Consider the following 19,717-nt stretch of genomic DNA (forward strand, 5'->3'; position numbering starts at 1 on the left):
ATGAACAGCACGCTTATCCAGACTGACCGTTTCGCCCTGAGCGAAACCGAGCGCTCGGCCATCGAGCACGAGCTGCATCACTACGAAGACCCGCGCGCGGCGTCGATCGAAGCCCTGAAGATCGTCCAGAAGGAACGTGGCTGGGTGCCTGATGGCGCGCTCTACGCCATCGGCGAGATCCTCGGCATCCCGGCCAGCGACGTCGAAGGCGTGGCCACTTTCTATAGCCAGATTTTCCGCCAGCCAGTAGGCCGGCACATCATTCGCGTCTGCGACAGCATGGTCTGCTACATCGGCGGCCACGAATCGGTGGTCAGCGAAATCCAGGGCAAGCTGGGCATCGGCCTGGGCCAGACCACCGCCGACGGCCGCTTCACGCTGCTGCCGGTGTGCTGCCTGGGCAACTGCGACAAGGCACCGGCGCTGATGATCGATGACGACACCTTCGGTGACGTCCAGCCTGACGGCGTCGCCAAACTGCTGGAGGGCTACGTATGACCCTGACTTCCTTCGGGCCCGCCAACCGCATCCAGCGTTCGGCCGAAACCCATCCCCTGACCTGGCGTCTGCGTGACGACGGCGAAGCGGTGTGGCTGGACGAATACCAGGCCAAGAACGGCTATGCCGCCGCGCGCAAGGCGTTCGCCGACATGGCCGCCGACGACATCGTCCAGACCGTCAAGGACGCCGGCCTCAAGGGCCGTGGCGGCGCGGGCTTCCCCACCGGGGTGAAGTGGGGCCTGATGCCCAAGGACGAATCCATCAACATCCGTTACCTGCTGTGCAACGCGGATGAAATGGAACCCAACACCTGGAAAGACCGCATGCTGATGGAGCAACTGCCCCATCTGCTGATCGAAGGCATGCTGATCAGCGCCCGTGCGCTGAAGACCTACCGTGGCTACATCTTCCTGCGCGGCGAGTACACCACCGCCGCCAAACACCTGAACCGTGCGGTGGAAGAAGCCAAGGCCGCGGGCCTGCTGGGCAAGAACATCCTGGGCTCGGGCTTCGATTTCGAACTGTTCGTCCACACCGGTGCCGGGCGCTACATCTGCGGTGAAGAAACCGCGCTGATCAACTCCCTGGAAGGCCGCCGCGCCAATCCACGCTCCAAGCCGCCGTTCCCTGCCGCCGTCGGCGTGTGGGGCAAGCCGACCTGCGTGAACAACGTCGAGACCCTGTGCAACGTGCCGGCGATCATCGCCGACGGCGTGGACTGGTACAAATCCCTGGCCCGCGACGGCAGTGAAGACATGGGCACCAAGCTCATGGGCTTCTCCGGCAAGGTCAAGAACCCTGGCCTATGGGAATTGCCATTCGGCGTTACCGGTCGCGAGTTGTTCGAGGACTACGCCGGCGGCATGCGCGACGGCTACACGCTCAAGTGCTGGCAGCCCGGCGGCGCCGGCACCGGTTTCCTGTTGCCGGAACACCTTGACGCCCAAATGTACGCCGGCGGCATCGCCAAGGTCGGCACCCGGATGGGTACCGGCCTGGCCATGGCGGTGGACGACAGCGTCAACATGGTCTCGCTGCTGCGCAACATGGAGCAGTTTTTCTCCCGTGAATCCTGCGGTTTCTGTACGCCTTGCCGCGACGGCCTGCCCTGGAGCGTCAAGCTGCTGATGGCCATCGAGAACGGCGAAGGCCAGCCCGGCGACATCGAGACCTTGCTGGGCCTGGTGGGTTTCCTCGGCCCAGGCAAGACCTTCTGTGCTCACGCACCGGGAGCCGTGGAGCCGTTGGGCAGCGCAATCAAATACTTCCGCCCTGAATTCGAGGCCGGCATCGCGCCCACCCGCGCGGGCGACCTCAATCAGGTGGTCACGCCGACCCTGGCCGGCGCGTAACGACGCTTTAAAAGGCGCAGGGTCCGTGCCCTGCGCCTTTCGTCCGATGACGCCTTTTACCCAGGCTGTTTGGATTCGGACGAATAACAAGATTCCATTAGCCACGCCCGCTGACACCGGGCCAACGAAGAACTTTGAACCATGGCCACTATCCACGTAGACGGCAAAGAGCTCGAAGTCGATGGCGCAGACAACCTGTTACAGGCGTGTCTGTCGCTGGGCCTCGACATTCCTTATTTCTGCTGGCACCCCGCCCTTGGCAGCGTTGGCGCTTGTCGCCAGTGCGCGGTCAAGCAGTACACCGACGAAAACGACAAGCGTGGTCGGATCGTCATGTCCTGCATGACCCCCGCCACCGACGGCAGCTGGATCTCCATCGACGACGAAGAAGCGAAAGTGTTTCGCGCCAGCGTCGTCGAATGGCTGATGACCAACCACCCTCACGACTGCCCGGTCTGTGAAGAAGGCGGCCATTGCCACCTGCAAGACATGACCGTGATGACCGGCCACAACGAGCGCCGTTATCGCTTCACCAAGCGCACCCACCAGAACCAGGACCTCGGCCCGTTCATTTCCCACGAAATGAACCGCTGCATCGCCTGCTACCGTTGCGTGCGTTTCTACAAGGACTACGCCGGCGGCACCGACCTCGGTGTGTTCGGCGCCCACGACAACGTGTACTTCGGTCGAGTTGAAGAGGGCACCCTGGAAAGCGAGTTCTCCGGCAACCTCACCGAGGTCTGCCCGACCGGTGTGTTCACCGACAAGACCCACTCCGAGCGCTACAACCGCAAGTGGGACATGCAGTTCTCGCCGAGCATCTGCCACGGCTGCTCCAGCGGTTGCAACATTTCCCCGGGCGAGCGCTACGGTGAACTGCGTCGCATCGAAAACCGCTTCAACGGTTCGGTGAACCAGTACTTCCTGTGCGACCGTGGCCGTTTCGGCTATGGCTACGTCAACCGCAAGGACCGCCCGCGCCAGCCTCTGCTGGCAAACGGCGCCAAGCTGAGCCTGGACGAAGCCCTGGACAAGGCCGCCGAGCTGCTGCGCGGACGCAACATCGTCGGCATCGGCTCGCCTCGCGCCAGCCTGGAAAGCAACTACGCCCTGCGTGAGCTGGTTGGCGCCGAGCACTTCTACAGCGGCATCGAAGCCGGCGAGCTGGAACGTATTCGCCTGGTGCTGCAAGTGCTCAAGGACAGCCCGCTGCCCGTGCCGACGATGCGCGACATCGAAGACCACGACGCGGTGTTCGTCCTTGGCGAAGACCTGACCCAGACCGCCGCCCGCATGGCCCTGTCCCTGCGCCAGTCGGCCAAGGGCAAGGCCGAGGACATGGCCGACGCGATGCGCGTGCAGCCGTGGCTCGACGCCGCCGTGAAGAACATCGGCCAGGACGCGCTGAACCCGTTGTTCATCGCCAGCCTCGCTGAAACCAAGCTCGACGACGTGGCCGAAGAATGTGTCCACGCCGCTCCGGACGACCTGGCGCGCATCGGTTTTGCCGTGGCCCACGCCCTGGACGCGAGCGCCCCGGCCGTCGACGGCCTGGACAGCGAAGCCGCCGCCCTTGCCCAACGCATCGCCGACGCCCTGCTGGCCGCCAAGCGTCCGCTGATCATCGCCGGCACCTCCCTGGGTTCCAAGGCACTGATCGAAGCCGCGGCCAACATCGCCAAGGCGCTGAAATTGCGCGAGAAGAATGGTTCCATCAGCCTGATCGTGCCGGAAGCCAACAGCCTCGGCCTGGCCATGCTCGGTGGCGAATCGGTCGATGCAGCCCTGCAAACCGTGATCGACGGCAACGCCGACGCCATCGTCGTGCTGGAGAACGACTTGTTCACCCGCACTGACAAGGCCAAGGTCGATGCCGCGTTGAACGCCGCCAAGGTTGTAATCGTCGCCGACCATCAGAAGACCGCCACCACCGACCGCGCCGACCTGGTGCTGCCGGCGGCGAGCTTCGCCGAAGGCGACGGTACGCTGGTCAGCCAGGAAGGTCGCGCCCAGCGCTTCTTCCAGGTGTTCGACCCGACTTACCTGGACGCCAGCATCCTGGTCCACGAAGGCTGGCGCTGGCTGCACGCCCTGCGCGCCACCCTGCTGGACCAGCCGATCGACTGGACGCAGCTGGACCACGTCACCGCGGCCGTTGCCTCGAGCAGCCCGCAGCTGAACCGCATCGTCGACGCCGCGCCGTCCGCCGCGTTCCGCATCAAGGGGTTGAAACTGGCCCGCGAACCGCTGCGCTACTCCGGCCGCACCGCGATGCGCGCCAATATCAGCGTCCACGAACCGCGTACTTCCCAAGACAAGGACACCGCGTTCGCCTTCTCCATGGAAGGTTACTCGGGCTCCGCCGAACCGCGCTCGCAAGTGCCGTTCGCCTGGTCGCCGGGCTGGAACTCGCCGCAAGCCTGGAACAAGTTCCAGGACGAAGTCGGTGGTCACCTGCGCGCTGGTGATCCGGGCACCCGCCTGATCGAAACCCAGGGCGATGGCCTCGGCTGGTTCGCCAGCGTGCCGCGCGCCTTCAACCCGGCACCGGGCACCTGGCAGGTCGTGCCGTTCCATCACCTGTTCGGCAGCGAAGAAAACTCTTCCAAGGCCGAGCCGGTCAAGGAGCGCATCCCGGCGGCCTACGTGTCGTTGGCCAAGTCCGAAGCCGATCGCCTGGGCGTCAATGACGGCGCCCTGCTGAGCCTGAACGTGGCCGGCCAGACCCTGCGTCTGCCGCTGCGCATCAATGAAGAACTGGGCGCCGGCCTGGTGGCACTGCCGGCCGGCCTGGCGGGTATTCCACCGGCGATTTTCGGTAAAACCGTCGACGGTCTGCAGGAGGCAGCGCAATGAGCTGGTTCACCCCTGAAGTGATCGCGGTGATCCTGACGGTCCTCAAGGCCATCGTGATCCTGCTGGCCGTGGTGGTCTGCGGCGCGTTGCTGAGCTTCGTCGAACGTCGCCTGCTGGGCTGGTGGCAGGACCGCTACGGTCCTAACCGCGTCGGCCCGTTCGGCATGTTCCAGATCGCCGCCGACATGATCAAGATGTTCTTCAAGGAAGACTGGACCCCGCCGTTTGCCGACAAGGTGATCTTCACCCTGGCACCGGTCGTGGCCATGAGCGCCTTGCTGATCGCTTTCGCGGTCATCCCGATCACTCCGACCTGGGGCGTGGCGGACCTGAACATCGGCCTGCTGTTCTTCTTCGCCATGGCTGGCCTGTCGGTGTATGCGGTGTTGTTCGCCGGTTGGTCGAGCAACAACAAGTTCGCCCTGCTCGGCAGCCTGCGGGCCTCGGCCCAGACCGTGTCGTATGAAGTGTTCATGGGCCTGTCGCTGATGGGCATCGTGATCCAGGCCGGCTCGTTCAACATGCGCGACATCGTCGAGTACCAGGCCCAGAACCTGTGGTTCATCATTCCGCAGTTCTTCGGCTTCTGTACCTTCTTCATCGCGGGCGTGGCCGTGACTCACCGTCACCCCTTCGACCAGCCGGAAGCGGAACAGGAACTGGCCGACGGTTACCACATTGAATATGCCGGCATGAAATGGGGCATGTTCTTCGTTGGCGAGTACATCGGCATCATCCTGATCTCGGCATTGCTGGTGACGCTGTTCTTCGGTGGCTGGCACGGTCCGTTCGGCATCCTGCCGCAACTGTCCTTCGTCTGGTTCGCCCTGAAGACCGCGTTCTTCATCATGCTGTTCGTCCTGCTGCGCGCCTCGATCCCGCGCCCACGGTACGACCAGGTGATGGACTTCAGCTGGAAGTTCTGCCTGCCGCTGACCCTGATCAACATGCTGGTGACCGCTGCGATCGTTTTGATGAACGCGCCCGCGGCCGCGGTTCAGTGAGGATTTGACCCATGTTCAAATATATTGGCGACATCGTTAAGGGTACCGGTACCCAACTGCGAAGCCTGGTCATGATCTTCGGCCATGGCTTTCGCAAACGCGACACCCTGCAATACCCGGAAGAAGCGGTCTACCTGGCGCCGCGTTATCGCGGGCGCATTGTCCTGACCCGCGACCCCGACGGCGAAGAGCGCTGCGTGGCCTGCAACCTGTGCGCCGTGGCGTGCCCGGTCGGTTGCATCTCGCTGCAGAAAGCCGAGACCGAAGACGGTCGCTGGTACCCGGACTTCTTCCGTATCAACTTCTCGCGCTGCATTTTCTGCGGGTTGTGCGAGGAAGCATGCCCGACCACCGCGATCCAGCTCACGCCGGATTTCGAAATGGCCGACTTCAAGCGTCAGGACCTGGTGTACGAGAAAGAAGACTTGCTGATTTCCGGTCCCGGTAAAAACCCTGATTACAACTTCTATCGTGTTGCAGGTATGGCCATTGCCGGTAAGCCGAAAGGCGCCGCGCAGAACGAAGCCGAACCGATCAACGTGAAGAGCTTGCTGCCTTAAGGAAGAAAGATGGAATTCGCTTTCTATTTCGCATCGGGTATCGCGGTGGTCTCCACACTTCGTGTGGTCACCAACACCAACCCCGTGCACGCCCTGCTCTACCTGATCATTTCGCTGATCGCCGTGGCCATGACTTTCTTCGCCCTCGGTGCACCGTTTGCCGGTGCCCTGGAAGTGATCGCCTACGCCGGCGCCATCATGGTGCTGTTCGTGTTCGTGGTGATGATGCTCAACCTCGGCCCTGCGGCAATCCAGCAGGAACGCGCCTGGCTCAAGCCCGGCATCTGGGCAGGACCGGTGATTCTCGCCGCCCTGCTGCTGGGTGAACTGCTGTATGTGCTGTTCGCCCACCAGAGCGGCCAGGCCATCGGCCACACCACCGTAGACGCCAAGGCCGTGGGCATCAGCCTGTTCGGTCCGTACCTGCTGGTGGTCGAACTCGCCTCGATGCTGCTGCTTGCCGCAGTCGTCACGGCGTTCCATTTGGGCCGTAACGAGGCGAAGGAGTAATTACATGCCTGCTATCCCTCTCGAGCATGGTCTGGCGGTTGCCGGCATCCTGTTCTGTCTCGGTCTGGTCGGCCTGATGGTCCGCCGCAACATTCTGTTCGTGCTGATGAGCCTGGAGGTCATGATGAATGCCTCCGCCCTGGCGTTCATTGTCGCGGGCGCTCGCTGGGCGCAACCGGATGGACAGATCATGTTCATCCTGGTGATCAGCCTGGCAGCCGCCGAGGCCAGTATCGGCCTGGCGATCCTGTTGCAGCTGTATCGCCGCTTCCACACTCTCGATATTGACGCTGCCAGCGAGATGCGCGGATGAACCTTCTCTTCCTGACTTTCATATTTCCTCTTGTCGGTTTCCTGCTGCTGTCGTTCTCCCGTGGACGCTGGTCGGAAAACCTTTCGGCGCTGGTTGGCGTGGGTTCCATCGGCCTGTCAGCGCTCGTCACGGCCTACGTGATCTGGCAATTCAACGTCGCCCCGCCGGAAGGTGGCGCGTACGTGCAGGTGCTGTGGCAGTGGATGGCGGTGGAAGGCTTTACGCCGAACTTCGCCCTGTACCTGGACGGCCTGTCGGTGACCATGCTCGGCGTGGTGGTCGGCGTGGGTTTCCTGATCCACCTGTTCGCTTCCTGGTACATGCGTGGTGAAGCCGGTTATTCGCGTTTCTTCGCCTACACCAACCTGTTCATCGCCAGCATGCTGTTCCTGGTGCTCGGCGATAACCTGTTGTTCCTGTACTTCGGCTGGGAAGGCGTGGGCCTGTGCTCGTACCTGTTGATCGGTTTCTACTACAGCAACCGCAACAACGGTAACGCCGCGCTCAAGGCCTTCATCGTGACCCGGATCGGTGACGTGTTCATGGCCATCGGCCTGTTCATCCTGTTCCAGCAACTGGGTACGCTGAACATCCAGGAACTGCTGGTGCGTGCGCCGGAGCACTTCAAGGCCGGCGACTTCTGGATCGTCCTGGCGACCCTGATGCTGTTGGGCGGCGCCGTCGGTAAATCCGCGCAACTGCCGCTGCAGACCTGGCTGGCGGACGCGATGGCCGGTCCGACCCCGGTTTCGGCATTGATCCACGCCGCAACCATGGTCACCGCGGGTGTCTACCTGATCGCCCGTACCCATGGCCTGTTCGCCCTGGCGCCGGACATCCTGCACCTGGTCGGCGTCGTCGGTGGCGTGACCCTGGTACTGGCCGGTTTTGCCGCCCTGGTGCAAACCGACATCAAGCGCATCCTCGCCTATTCGACCATGAGCCAGATCGGCTACATGTTCCTGGCCCTGGGCGTCGGTGCCTGGGAAGGCGCGATCTTCCACCTGATGACCCACGCCTTCTTCAAGGCCCTGCTGTTCCTTGCCTCCGGTGCGGTGATCGTTGCCTGCCACCACGAGCAGAACATCTTCAAGATGGGTGGCCTGTGGAAAAAACTGCCGTTGGCCTACGCCAGCTTCATCGTTGGCGGCGCGGCCCTGGCGGCCCTGCCACTGGTCACCGCCGGTTTCTACTCCAAGGACGAAATCCTCTGGGAAGCGTTCGCCAGCGGTAACCAGGGTCTGCTCTATGCGGGCCTGGTAGGTGCGTTCATGACCTCGCTGTACACCTTCCGCCTGATCTTCATCGCATTCCACGGTGAAGCCAAGACCGAAGCCCACGCCGGCCACGGCGTCGCCCATTGGCTGCCGCTGTCGGTGCTGATCGTGCTGTCGACCTTCGTCGGCGCCCTGATCACCCCACCGCTGGCCGATGTGCTGCCGCAAAGCGTCGGCCATGCCGGCGGCGAAGCCAAGCACAGCCTGGAAATCGCCTCGGGCGCCATCGCCCTGGCCGGTATCCTGCTGGCTGCCCTGCTGTTCCTCGGCAAGCGCCGCTTCGTCACCGCGATCGCCAACAGCGGCATCGGGCGTTTCCTTTCGGCCTGGTGGTTCGCTGCCTGGGGCTTCGATTGGATCTACGACAAACTGTTCGTCAAGCCATACCTTGCGATCAGCCACATTCTGCGCAAAGACCCGCTCGACCAGACCATTGGCCTGATCCCGCGCATGGCCAAGGGCGGCCACACTGCCCTGAGCCGTACCGAGACCGGTCAACTGCGTTGGTATGCGGCTTCCATGGCGGCTGGCGCTGTGCTGGTTATCGGCGCCATCGTGCTGGTAGCGGTCTGATATGAACCTTGCGAACTTGCGAAAGGAAACGAGCCCGTCATGATTCTGCCCTGGCTAATCCTGATCCCCTTCATCGGCGGCCTGCTGTGCTGGATGGCGGAGCGTTCCAGCTCCACCCTCCCGCGCTGGATTGCGCTGCTGACCATGTCCCTGGAACTCGCGCTCGGCCTCTGGCTGTGGGCGACCGGCGACTATTCATTTGCACCGGCCCCTGGCGCCGATCCGACCTGGGCGCTTGAGTTCAAGCACGCCTGGATCGACCGTTTCGGCATCAGCGTGCACCTGGCTCTCGACGGCCTGTCGCTGCTGATGATCCTGCTGACCGGCCTGCTGGGTATCCTCTCGGTACTCTGCTCCTGGAAAGAGATTCAGCGCCACGTCGGTTTCTTCCACCTGAACCTGATGTGGATCCTGGGCGGTGTCGTCGGCGTGTTCCTGGCGCTGGACCTGTTCATGTTCTTCTTCTTCTGGGAAATGATGCTGGTGCCGATGTACTTCCTCATCGCGCTCTGGGGTCACAGTTCTTCGGACGGCAAGAAAACCCGGATCTACGCGGCGACCAAGTTCTTCATCTTCACCCAGGCTTCCGGCCTGATCATGTTGGTGGCGATCCTTGGCCTGGTGCTGGTGAACTTCAACAATACCGGCGTGATTACCTTCAACTACGCCGATCTGTTGAAAGTGCAGATGTCGCGCACCACCGAGTACGTGCTGATGCTGGGCTTCTTCATCGCCTTCGCGGTGAAGCTGCCGGTGGTGCCGTTCCACTCCTGGCTGCCGGACGCCCACGCCCAGGCGCCGACCGCGGGTTCCGTGGACCTGGCCGGTATTCTGTTGAAGACGGCGGCCTACGGTCTGCTGCGTTTCGCCCTGCCGCTGTTCCCGAATGCCTCGGCCGAGTTCGCGCCGATTGCCATGACGCTGGGCCTGATCGGGATTTTCTACGGTGCGTTCCTGGCGTTTGCCCAGAGCGACATCAAGCGCCTGATCGCCTTCTCCAGCGTCTCGCACATGGGCTTCGTGCTGATCGGGATCTACTCCGGCAGCCAACTGGCCCTGCAAGGCGCGGTGATCCAGATGCTCGCCCACGGCCTGTCGGCGGCGGCGCTGTTTATCCTCAGCGGTCAGTTGTACGAGCGCCTGCACACCCGGGACATGCGTGAAATGGGCGGCATCTGGTCGCGCATCGCCTACCTGCCGGCCATCAGCCTGTTCTTCGCGGCCGCTTCCCTGGGCCTGCCGGGCACCGGCAACTTCGTCGGCGAGTTCCTGATCCTGATCGGCTCGTTCGTCAGCGCCCCATGGATCACCGCGATTGCCACGTCCGGCCTGGTGTTCGGTTCGGTCTACTCGTTGATCATGATCCACCGCGCCTACTTCGGTCCGGCCAAGTCGGACGAAGTGCTGCGTGGCATGGACGGTCGCGAACTGATCATGGTGCTCGGCCTTGCGGTGCTGCTGGTTTACCTCGGCGTCTATCCGCAGCCGTTCCTCGACACTTCCGCCGCCACGATGCATGGCGTGCAGCAGTGGCTCGGCACCGCCTTCTCTCAACTCGCTTCGGCCCGGTAAGAGCGCTATGGAATTCACGATTCAACACTTTATCGCGCTTGCGCCGCTGTTGATCACCAGCGCCACGATCATCGTGGTGATGCTGGCGATCGCCTGGCGGCGCAATCACGCACAAACCTTCCTGCTGTCGGTGGCGGGGCTGAACCTGGCCCTGCTGTCGATTCTGCCGGCCCTGAAAGTTGCGCCACTGGCGGTCACGCCGCTGATCCAGATCGACAGCTTCGCCTGCCTGTACATGGCGCTGATCCTGGTCGCCACCCTCGCCTGCGTCACCCTCGCCCACGCCTACCTGGGTGATGGCGGCTCGGGTTACCCGGGCAACCGCGAAGAACTGTACCTGCTGATCCTGATGGCCGCCGCCGGTGGCCTGGTCCTGGTCAGCGCGCAGCACCTGGCCAGCCTGTTCATTGGCCTGGAGCTGCTGTCGGTGCCGGTCTATGGCCTGGTGGCCTATGCCTTTTTCAACAAGCGTTCCCTGGAAGCCGGCATCAAGTACATGGTGCTGTCGGCGGCCGGTTCCGCGTTCCTGTTGTTCGGCATGGCCCTGCTCTACGCCGAAGCCGGTACCCTGAGCTTCGTCGGCATCGGCCAGGCCCTGGCGGCCACCGGCCTGCCGAGCCCGATCGCACAACTGGGCCTGGGCATGATGCTGATCGGCCTGGCGTTCAAACTGTCGCTGGTGCCCTTCCACCTCTGGACCCCGGACGTCTACGAAGGCGCCCCGGCGCCGGTGGCGGCGTTCCTCGCCACCGCGTCGAAAGTGGCGGTGTTCGCGGTCATGGTGCGTCTGTTCCAGATCTCGCCAGTGGCCAGCAGCGGTGTGCTGAGCAACGTGCTGACCATCATCGCCATCGCGTCGATCCTGTTCGGTAACCTGCTGGCGCTGACCCAGAGCAACCTCAAGCGTCTGTTGGGTTACTCGTCCATCGCCCACTTCGGCTACCTGCTGATCGCCCTGATCGCCAGCAAAGGCCTGGCCGTGGAAGCCATCGGCGTCTACCTGGTGACCTACGTGATCACCAGCCTTGGCGCCTTCGGCGTGATCACCCTGATGTCCTCGCCGTACAACGGCCGCGACGCCGACGCACTGTACGAATACCGCGGCCTGTTCTGGCGCCGTCCGTACCTGACCGCCGTGCTGACGGTGATGATGCTGTCCCTGGCCGGCATCCCGCTGACCGCCGGCTTCATCGGCAAGTTCTACATCATCGCCACCGGCGTCGAGGCCCACCAATGGTGGCTGGTCGGCTCCCTGGTGCTGGGCAGTGCCATCGGCGTGTTCTACTACCTGCGCGTGATGGTCACCCTGTACCTGATGGAACCGAACCTGCGTCGCCACGATGCCGAGCTGCACTGGGAACAAAAGGCAGGCGGCGTGATGCTGCTGGCCATCGCCGTGTTGGCGTTCTTCCTCGGCGTGTACCCGCAGCCGTTGCTGACGCTGGTCCAGCAGGCTGGGTTGACGGGTTGATTGCCTGAGCGTCATCGCTGACAAATGCCCGTATCGTGAGATGCGGGCATTTTTTTTGAGCTGGATTTGAAACCGAGGCGAGGGAGCTTGCTCCCGCTGGGTTGCGCAGCAGCCCCATCGCTTTGCCGCGTCAGGTCAGGCAGATTTTTACGACTGCTGCGCAGCCGAGCGGGAGCAAGCTCCCTCGCCACGGTTTGGTGGTTTTCCGAGATTGTTATTAGGTTTGATTAATTTTTCGCCACCAGCGCCCTCGGCAGCGCAAAGTGCAAGGCATTTTCAGCGGGCCTCATGCAGCCTGCACGATGCTGAAAAGTCTCGATAATTCAAGTCATTGATTACAAAGAGTTTTATCAAGCGACTCGGCTGGCACGGTGGATGCACCTGTCCTTGTTACGTGGCGTCGGCGCTCGAAGCCGGCCCGCATCCGTGAATGACCGAGGAGCAACACATGAACGCCATCGACCTGTTGAAAGCCGACCATGAACGCGTGAAGGGCATCCTGTCCCAGTTGAGCGAATCAACCGACCGCGCCATCAAGAAACGCACCGAACTGTTGGCCAAGCTGGAGATGGAAGTGTCCATCCATACCCGCCTGGAAGAAGAAATCCTTTATCCGGCCTTCAAGCAGGAAGGTGGCAAGGATGAAGCCGAGATGTATTACGAAGCCAAGGAAGAGCACCGTACCGTCGATTCCCTGGTGCTGCCCGACCTGAAAAACACCGACCCTTCCCAACCTGAGTTCGCCGGCCGCGTGAAAGTGGTCAAGGAGCTGCTTGAGCATCACATCGAGGAAGAAGAAACCGAGATGTTCCCTAAAGCCAGGAAAATCCTCGGCAAGGCCAAGCTCGATGAACTGGGCAATCAGATGGAAGCCGTGAAAGCCCAGTACAAGAAAGAGTTCAGCGCCAACCTGGCCGCTTGATCAAGCGCCTTTAAGCTTCAGCCGTCCCAGGACGGCTGAATGCGTCTACGCCTTTATTGCATCTGCTCGCGCAGGAACTCAACCAACGCCTGCACCGGGCGCGACGCCTGGCGATGTTGCGGATACACCGCCGACAGCGCCAACGGCTCGGTTTCGAAACCCTCCAGCACCTTGACCAGACGGCCATCCTTCAGCGCGTCGGCGAGGATGAACGTGGGCAGGTAGGTGATGCCCATTCCGGCGATGGCCGCATCCCTGAGCAAGTCGCCGTTATTGGCCCGCATCCGCCCCGCTACTTCCAACGCCATCGGTTTTGCAGCGCTTTCGAATCGCCATTGCACCTGACGGCTGTGACCGTAGGGCAAGCAGTCGTGATGGCGTAGGTCTTCAGGGTGCGTCGGCGTTCCGCGCTGCGCCAGATATGCCGGGCTGGCGCAGTACACCCGCTCGACGGTCGCGATACGCCGGGCAATCAAAGTCGAATCCTCCAGCACACCGATCCGCAGTGCAAGGTCGTAGCCCTCGCCCAACAGGTCCACCGAACGGTCGCTCAGGTCGACTTCGACGCTGACATCCCGATAGCGCTGCAAAAACAGCGGCAGCAGGCTACCCAAGTGCGCCACGGCGAAGGACAACGGCGCGCTGAGCCGAATGGTCCCGCGCGGCTCGCTGGTCTGGCCGCTGATGCCCTGCTCCACTTGCTCGACTTCATTGAGCAAGCGCAAAGCGGCCTCGTAATAGCGCTGGCCCAAGGGCGTGACGTCCAGCCGCCGCGTCGAGCGATTGAGCAGGCGCACCCCGAGGCGCTGCTCCAGCTCCATGAGCTTGCGACTGACGAACTGCTTGGACAGCCCAAGCTTGTCCGCCGCCGCAGTGAAACTGCCGGACTCCATGACCTGGGCAAAGATGCGCATTTCTTCGAAGGGGTTCATTGTCATTCCAGGGGTGGACAGTCACAGCCTTTATAGGGAGATTTCAAACCAAATACAAAACCTGCGGTTGTCGGCCTGAAAGAAAAATGCCCGCACATTGGCGGGCATCGTTCAGCCAGTCGACAACTTACTTGGCGGTCAGCGCCGAGTAGCTGTTCATCAGGTTGCGGTAGTTGGGAATGCGCTGGGACAACAGGTTGCCCAGGCCTTCGATGTCGTTGCGCCAGTCGCGATGCAGCTCACACGCCACCGAGAACCAGTTCATCATCTGCGCACCAGCAGCGGTCATGCGCACCCAGGCGGCTTGCTGCACGGTTTCGTTGAAGGTGCCCGAGGCATCAGTGACGACAAATACGTCGAAACCTTCGGCCAGTGCCGACAAGGTCGGGAATGCCACGCAGACATCGGTCACGACGCCGGCGATGATCAGTTGCTTGCGGCCGGTGGCCTTGATTGCCTTGACGAAGTCTTCGTTGTCCCACGCATTGATCTGGCCTGGACGCGGAATGTACGGCGCGTCCGGGAACATTTCCTTGAGCTCCGGCACGATCGGGCCGTTGGGGCCTTGTTCGAAGCTGGTGGTCAGGATGGTCGGCAGGCCGAAGAACTTCGCCAGGTCAGCCAGCGCCAATACGTTGTTCTTGAACTCGTTGGGCGAAAAATCCTGGACCAGGGAAATCAGACCAGTCTGGTGATCGACCAGCAGGACCACCGCGTCGTCCTTGTTCAGACGGTTGTAAGCGGGAACGTTGCTCATGAGATGACTCCTTTGGATGGATGTAGAGAAATGGGTGTGTCAATCAGAACGCAAAGCACGAACAGCCAAACGCGCCCCAGAAACCCTGGAAGTCGCTGACCGGCACGTTCGACAAACGCGCCCGTTCGTGGCTATGGGAATGCACCTTGCACGGGCCGCTGCACTGGTGGACTTGCGCCTGCAATGGAGAGCTCGGGCGCCAGTGGCCCGGAACCTTGACCACCGGCGACCAGTCCGGCAGCACCGGGACGCTGGCCGGGCCGAGTTTTTCGAAGTCGCCGGCGGCGTAGACCACCTTGCCGTCCACCACGGTCAGCACCGATTCGATCCACTTGATGGCTTCTTCCTCGACGCTGAAGAAATCCGCGCTCAGGGCCGCCAGGTCCGCCAGTTGGCCGACTTTGATCTGGCCCTTCTTGCCCTGCTCCGACGAGAACCAGGCGCTACCGTGGGTGAACAGTTCCAGCGCGGTAAGGCGCGGCAGGCCTTCCTCATGCAACGACAGGCCGCCAACCGTGCGGCCGCTGACCATCCAATACAGCGAGGTCCACGGGTTGTAGCTCGATACGCGGGTGGCGTCGGTGCCGGCGCCCACTGGTACGCCTTCGGCGAGCATGCGCTTGATCGGCGGCGTGGCTTCGGCGGCCTTGGCGCCGTAGCGGTCGACAAAATATTCGCCCTGGAAGGCCATGCGATCCTGGATCGCAATGCCGCCGCCCAGTGCACGGACGCGCTCGATGTTCTTCGGCGTGATGGTCTCGGCGTGGTCGAAGAACCAAGGCAGGCCGTTGAACGGAATGTCGCGGTTGACCTTCTCGAACACATCGAGCATGCGGCTGATGGATTCGTCATACGTGGCGTGCAGGCGGAACGGCCAGCGTTGCTCGACCAGATGGCGGACCACCGGCTCCAGGTCCTGCTCCATGCCTGGCGGCAAGTCCGGGCGCGGCTCCAGGAAGTCCTCGAAATCCGCCGCCGAGAACACCAGCATTTCACCGGCGCCGTTGTGCCGCAGGAAGTCATCGCCCTGGTGCAGCTTGACGCTGCCGGTCCAGTTCTTGAAGTCGGTGAGTTCTTCCTTGGGCTTTTGGGTGAACAGGTTGTAGGCGATGCGCACCGTCAACTGCTGCTCGCGGGCCAATTGCTCGATGACCTCGTAGTCGTCCGGGTAGTTCTGGTAACCGCCGCCGGCGTCGATGGCGCTGGTCAGGCCCAGGCGGTTGAGTTCACGCATGAACTGGCGAGTGGAGTTGACCTGATATTCCAGCGGCAACTTCGGCCCTTTCGCCAGCGTCGAGTACAGGATCATCGCGTTGGGCCGCGCCACCAGCATGCCGGTCGGATTCCCGTTGGCATCACGAACGATCTCGCCGCCGGGCGGGTTCGGCGTGTCGCGGGTGTAACCGGCGACGCGCAGCGCGGCACGATTGAGCAAGGCGCGGTCATACAGGTGCAAGACGAACACTGGCGTATCGGGCGCCGCCTGATTGAGTTCTTCCAGGGTCGGCATGCGCTTTTCGGCGAATTGGAATTCGTTCCAGCCCCCCACCACCCGTACCCATTGCGGCGTCGGCGTGCGATCGGCCTGGTCCTTGAGCATGCGCAAGGCGTCGGCCAGGGATGGCACGCCTTCCCAACGCAGCTCCAGGTTGTAGTTCAAGCCGCCCCGGATCAAATGCAAGTGCGAGTCGTTGAGCCCGGGAATGACGGTGCGGCCCTTGAGGTCGATGACCTGGGTGCCGCTGCCGCGCAAGGCCATGGCCTCGGCGTCGGTGCCCACGGCGACGAAGCGCCCCTGGCTGATGGCAACCGCACTGGCGCGAGGTTTCTCGCGGTCGACGGTATGGAACTGGCCATTGAACAGAATCAGATCGGCGTTCATCGGATTTCCTTCTGAATGGGAAGATGAAAGAGACAGGCGTGGCCAGAAAGCCGCTGCCGCGCTGAGCAAGGATCCGGCTGCCAGTAATTGGCGGCGCAGCGGATCGGTCGGGTCGTCTTTATTGGCCATGGTCGGGCTCCAGATGCTCGTGGGTCATGGACGCTTCCAGCCACGGCGCGAACAAGCGCGTCGCCAGCGGCATGCACACGTACACCACCGAGAGCACGATGGTCACGGTGATCAGGAACGTCGCGACCACGTAGTTGGACAGGAACGCGTTGAGTTGCAGCAGCGGGCCCCAGAGCAACGGCACCAGCAAGGTGTGCGGCAGGATGACCAGCAGCGTCACCACCGATTGCTTCCAGCGCGGCGGCGGCATCGAGGCATCGGCCAGCGGGGCGAACCAGAACTCCTTGTGCGGCGCAACTTCGGTCTGGTCGCCATCGGCCAAGAGCGGCGCGGCCTCTTCCACCAGCTCACGTCGCTCGGAGGAATCGAGCCAGCGCTGCATGGCGTCCGTGGAGCAGAAACGCAGCACGCAGGTAAACAAGGACAACCCGTCCTGCTTGCCCCGGACCACGTCCACGCCCAAATGCCCGGGCCACTGACCGGCGACACTGACGATGCGCCGCAACCAGGCTTCATAGGCACCGTCCTGGCCAGCCTTGATCCGGTGCTTGACTACCAGAGTGACGATTTCGTCGAAACCGGGTATCGCGTCCGGTGCGGTGGATTTGATGGTTTGAGATTCAGGCATGGCGAAGCACTCCAGCAAAACGCGTGTTGATCGCCAGGCCACCAGGGCCGGCGATGAAGACGCTGGTAAAGACAATCAACAGCAGCCAGCCGAACTGCCCTTCTTCCAGGCTCCACTGCGGGTGCACGAGCAGCAGCGCAACCGCCAGCAGAAACAGAATGGGCAGGCACGCCAGGCGCACCAGCACGCCGGCCATGATCAGCAACGGGCAGAGCACTTCGGCAAAGATCGCCAATATCAGTGTCGGCGCGGCGCCAAGGTGGAACGGGTCTTCGATGCGGCTCAGCTCGGCGCTGTAGTTCAAAAGCTTTGGCAGGCCATGGACCCACAGCAGAAACAGCGCGCCACTCAGGCGCAGGAACAGCAAGCCCAGGTCCTGCATGCGGCGTTCGTCAAAAGTGTTCATCGGTGCGCTCCGGCCGGATCCGTCGAGGCGGCTGCCGGCAGCGGTTGGGACATATGCGTGGCGATGCGCGAGCGCAGCCAGCGCTCGGCAGGGTCGTTGTCATGCACACCGCTCCAGACCATCGACAACTCGGCGGCATTGATCTCGAACGGCGGGTCTTCGGCGCGCAGGGCGCAGCCTTCCACCAACGCGCAGGCGGCGTAGTCCGGCACGGTGGCGATCAGCTCGGTGCCGGCCAGCAACGCGCGCAAGCCGCTGAATTGCGGCACCGCCAGCACGACTTTACGGGCCCGGCCGATGCGCGCCAGGTCCAGGTCGATGTTGCCGCTCAGGTCGCCCGAGAACGAAACCATGGCGTGGGGACGCGAACAGTATTCATCCAGCGTCAGCGGCTCCGGACGCTTGTCGCCGCGCAAGACCTTGCAGGGAATGTCCCGCAGTTTCTTGCGCTTGGCATTGGCCGGCAGGTCGGTGGTGTAGCTGACGCCGACGCTGATTTCGCCGCTGGCCAGCAGCGACGACATCAGCAGGAAATTGGCCCGCCGCACCACCACGATGATGCCTGGGGCTTCTTCGCGCAGTTGGCTCAACAAGGGCGGGAACAGGCCGAATTCGGCATCGTCGGACAGACCGATGCGAAACACGTCGCAACTGGTGGACGGGTCGAACGCCTTGGCCCGGCTGACCGCGCCGGAAATCGTGTCCATGGCCGGTTGCAGCTCCTGCAGGATCGCCAGGGCTCGCGGCGTGGGCTCCATGCCGCGGCCATGACGGATCAACAGCGGGTCATCGAACAGATCCCGCAGTCGCCCCAGCGCCGCGCTCACCGCCGGCTGGCCCATGAACAGCTTTTCGGCGACGCGGGTCAGGTTCTTCTCGAACATCAGCGCCTCGAAGATCACCAGCAGGTTCATGTCGAGGCGGCGTAAATCGTTGCGGTTCATGGGTGTCGTTCCTGTTGAATGCCGAATACCGGCGCAGGCGCAGGCCTGCGCCGGTACGCCTCAGCCCTGGATGAACGCCAGCAGGTCCGCGTTCAAGCGGTCCTTGTGGGTGTCGGTCAGGCCGTGGGGCGCGCCTGGGTAGACCAGCAATTGCGAGTGTTTGAGCAGCTTGGCGGCCGCGATGCCGGCGGTTTCGATCGGCACCACCTGGTCGTCATCGCCATGCACCACCAGGGTCGGCACGTCGATGTTGCGCAGGTCTTCGCAAAGGTCGGTTTCCGAGAACGCCTTGATGCAGTCGTAGGTGTTCTTGTGGCCGGCGAGCATGCCCTGCATCCAGAACCAGTCGATCATGCCCTGGGAGACTTTGGCGCCCGGACGGTTGGCACCGAAAAACGCGCTGGCCACATCCTTGTATAGCTGGGAACGATCGGCCAGTGAGGCCTGGCGGAAGCCGTCGAACACCTCGATGGGCAAGCCGCCGGGGTTGGCCGGGGTCTTGAGCATCAACGGCGTCACCGCTGAGATCAGGCCGAGCTTGGCGACACGGGCGGCGCCGTGACGACCGATGTAGCGCGCCACTTCGCCACCGCCAGTGGAGAAACCGAGCAGCACGGCGTTCTTCAAATCCAGGCGCTCGATCAGTTCGGCCAGGTCATCGGCGTAGGTGTCCATGTCATTGCCGTCCCAGGGCTGGCTGGAACGTCCGTGGCCCCGACGGTCATGGGCGATCACCCGATAGCCATTGGAGGCCAGGAACATCATCTGCGCCTCCCAACTGTCGGAGTTCAACGGCCAGCCGTGACTGAAGACCACCGGTTGGCCACTGCCCCAGTCCTTGTAGTAGATCTGCGTGCCGTCGCGGGTGATGAACGTGCTCATGACATGACTCCTTGAGGTGGGTGGATCATTCAATGGTCCGGCCAGGGGCGTCTTGCGCGTGAGTTAAACGTTGTTAATTTTTTCCCGATCGATGCGCTTTTGTGGCGAGAGAGCTTGCTCCCGCTGGGCTGCGTAGCAGCCCCGGAACTGTCACCTCGGTGTGCCAGATTTATGGGGAAACGGGCTTTTGGGGCCGCTTCGCGACCCAGCGGGAGCAAGCTCCCTCGCCACGGGAATCGGCGTTTG

At 62.8% G+C, this 19,717-nt stretch carries 18 protein-coding genes; 11 read left to right on the forward strand and 7 right to left on the reverse strand.

Annotated features, from left to right (window positions below):
* From nuoE to HU806_RS01260, 11 genes are all read left to right on the forward strand, one after another.
* Window positions 1–498, forward strand: coding sequence for an NADH-quinone oxidoreductase subunit NuoE (gene nuoE, locus HU806_RS01210; RefSeq protein WP_018609201.1), 498 nt, complete (start codon window positions 1–3; stop codon window positions 496–498).
* Complete coding sequence (gene nuoF / locus HU806_RS01215; protein WP_186609325.1) at window positions 495–1,853, forward strand: NADH-quinone oxidoreductase subunit NuoF; 1,359 nt, start codon at window positions 495–497, stop codon at window positions 1,851–1,853. Before nuoE ends, nuoF begins: the two co-directional genes overlap by 4 nt.
* Window positions 1,854–1,994: 141 nt before the next feature.
* Window positions 1,995–4,709, forward strand: a complete 2,715-nt coding sequence (gene nuoG / locus HU806_RS01220; protein ID WP_186609327.1) for an NADH-quinone oxidoreductase subunit NuoG — start codon at window positions 1,995–1,997, stop codon at window positions 4,707–4,709.
* The gene (gene nuoH / locus HU806_RS01225) at window positions 4,706–5,713 is read left to right on the forward strand and encodes an NADH-quinone oxidoreductase subunit NuoH (RefSeq protein WP_186609329.1); all 1,008 of its coding nucleotides are present in this window, start codon (window positions 4,706–4,708) and stop codon (window positions 5,711–5,713) included. The genes nuoG and nuoH overlap by 4 nt, the downstream gene beginning before the upstream one ends.
* A gap of 11 nt (window positions 5,714–5,724) precedes the next feature.
* Window positions 5,725–6,273 (forward strand): NADH-quinone oxidoreductase subunit NuoI, encoded by a 549-nt coding sequence (nuoI, locus tag HU806_RS01230; RefSeq protein WP_072392816.1) that lies wholly within the window; start codon window positions 5,725–5,727, stop codon window positions 6,271–6,273.
* A gap of 9 nt (window positions 6,274–6,282) precedes the next feature.
* The gene (nuoJ, locus tag HU806_RS01235) at window positions 6,283–6,783 is read left to right on the forward strand and encodes an NADH-quinone oxidoreductase subunit J (RefSeq protein WP_186609331.1); all 501 of its coding nucleotides are present in this window, start codon (window positions 6,283–6,285) and stop codon (window positions 6,781–6,783) included.
* A 4-nt stretch (window positions 6,784–6,787) separates the two neighbouring features.
* On the forward strand, window positions 6,788–7,096 hold the full coding sequence (gene nuoK / locus HU806_RS01240; RefSeq protein WP_003180046.1) for an NADH-quinone oxidoreductase subunit NuoK: 309 nt from the start codon (window positions 6,788–6,790) through the stop codon (window positions 7,094–7,096).
* The gene (gene nuoL / locus HU806_RS01245; protein WP_186609333.1) at window positions 7,093–8,946 is read left to right on the forward strand and encodes an NADH-quinone oxidoreductase subunit L; all 1,854 of its coding nucleotides are present in this window, start codon (window positions 7,093–7,095) and stop codon (window positions 8,944–8,946) included. The genes nuoK and nuoL overlap by 4 nt, the downstream gene beginning before the upstream one ends.
* A gap of 39 nt (window positions 8,947–8,985) precedes the next feature.
* Complete coding sequence (gene nuoM, locus HU806_RS01250) at window positions 8,986–10,518, forward strand: NADH-quinone oxidoreductase subunit M (protein WP_186609335.1); 1,533 nt, start codon at window positions 8,986–8,988, stop codon at window positions 10,516–10,518.
* Window positions 10,519–10,525: 7 nt separating this feature from the next.
* Entirely contained in the window at window positions 10,526–11,989 is a 1,464-nt protein-coding gene (nuoN, locus tag HU806_RS01255) for an NADH-quinone oxidoreductase subunit NuoN (protein WP_186609337.1), read from the forward strand.
* 448 nt (window positions 11,990–12,437) lie between these two features.
* On the forward strand, window positions 12,438–12,911 hold the full coding sequence (locus HU806_RS01260) for a PA2171 family ribosome-binding persister protein (RefSeq protein WP_186609338.1): 474 nt from the start codon (window positions 12,438–12,440) through the stop codon (window positions 12,909–12,911).
* Window positions 12,912–12,964: 53 nt separating this feature from the next.
* Here HU806_RS01260 and HU806_RS01265 read toward each other — a convergent pair whose 3' ends face one another.
* The 7 genes from HU806_RS01265 to HU806_RS01295 form a co-directional block, all read right to left on the reverse strand.
* Window positions 12,965–13,843, reverse strand: coding sequence for a LysR family transcriptional regulator (locus HU806_RS01265; protein ID WP_186609339.1), 879 nt, complete (start codon window positions 13,841–13,843; stop codon window positions 12,965–12,967).
* Between the two features lie 127 nt (window positions 13,844–13,970).
* The gene (gene ycaC, locus HU806_RS01270; protein ID WP_030141308.1) at window positions 13,971–14,600 is read right to left on the reverse strand and encodes an isochorismate family cysteine hydrolase YcaC; all 630 of its coding nucleotides are present in this window, start codon (window positions 14,598–14,600) and stop codon (window positions 13,971–13,973) included.
* A gap of 43 nt (window positions 14,601–14,643) precedes the next feature.
* Complete coding sequence (locus HU806_RS01275) at window positions 14,644–16,482, reverse strand: amidohydrolase (RefSeq protein ID WP_186609626.1); 1,839 nt, start codon at window positions 16,480–16,482, stop codon at window positions 14,644–14,646.
* Window positions 16,483–16,600: 118 nt separating this feature from the next.
* Complete coding sequence (locus tag HU806_RS01280; RefSeq protein ID WP_186609340.1) at window positions 16,601–17,239, reverse strand: antibiotic biosynthesis monooxygenase; 639 nt, start codon at window positions 17,237–17,239, stop codon at window positions 16,601–16,603.
* A complete protein-coding gene (locus tag HU806_RS01285; protein WP_186609341.1) occupies window positions 17,232–17,645 on the reverse strand; it encodes a DoxX family protein in 414 nt (137 codons plus the stop codon). Before HU806_RS01285 ends, HU806_RS01280 begins: the two co-directional genes overlap by 8 nt.
* Window positions 17,642–18,589, reverse strand: a complete 948-nt coding sequence (locus HU806_RS01290) for a LysR substrate-binding domain-containing protein (protein WP_186609342.1) — start codon at window positions 18,587–18,589, stop codon at window positions 17,642–17,644. Before HU806_RS01290 ends, HU806_RS01285 begins: the two co-directional genes overlap by 4 nt.
* Before the next feature lie 60 nt (window positions 18,590–18,649).
* Window positions 18,650–19,471, reverse strand: coding sequence for an alpha/beta fold hydrolase (locus HU806_RS01295; protein ID WP_186609344.1), 822 nt, complete (start codon window positions 19,469–19,471; stop codon window positions 18,650–18,652).
* Between the last annotated feature and the right edge of the window lie 246 nt (window positions 19,472–19,717).

This window comes from Pseudomonas sp. SWRI154, from assembly GCF_014268645.1.
Taxonomy (GTDB): domain Bacteria; phylum Pseudomonadota; class Gammaproteobacteria; order Pseudomonadales; family Pseudomonadaceae; genus Aquipseudomonas; species Aquipseudomonas marvdashtae.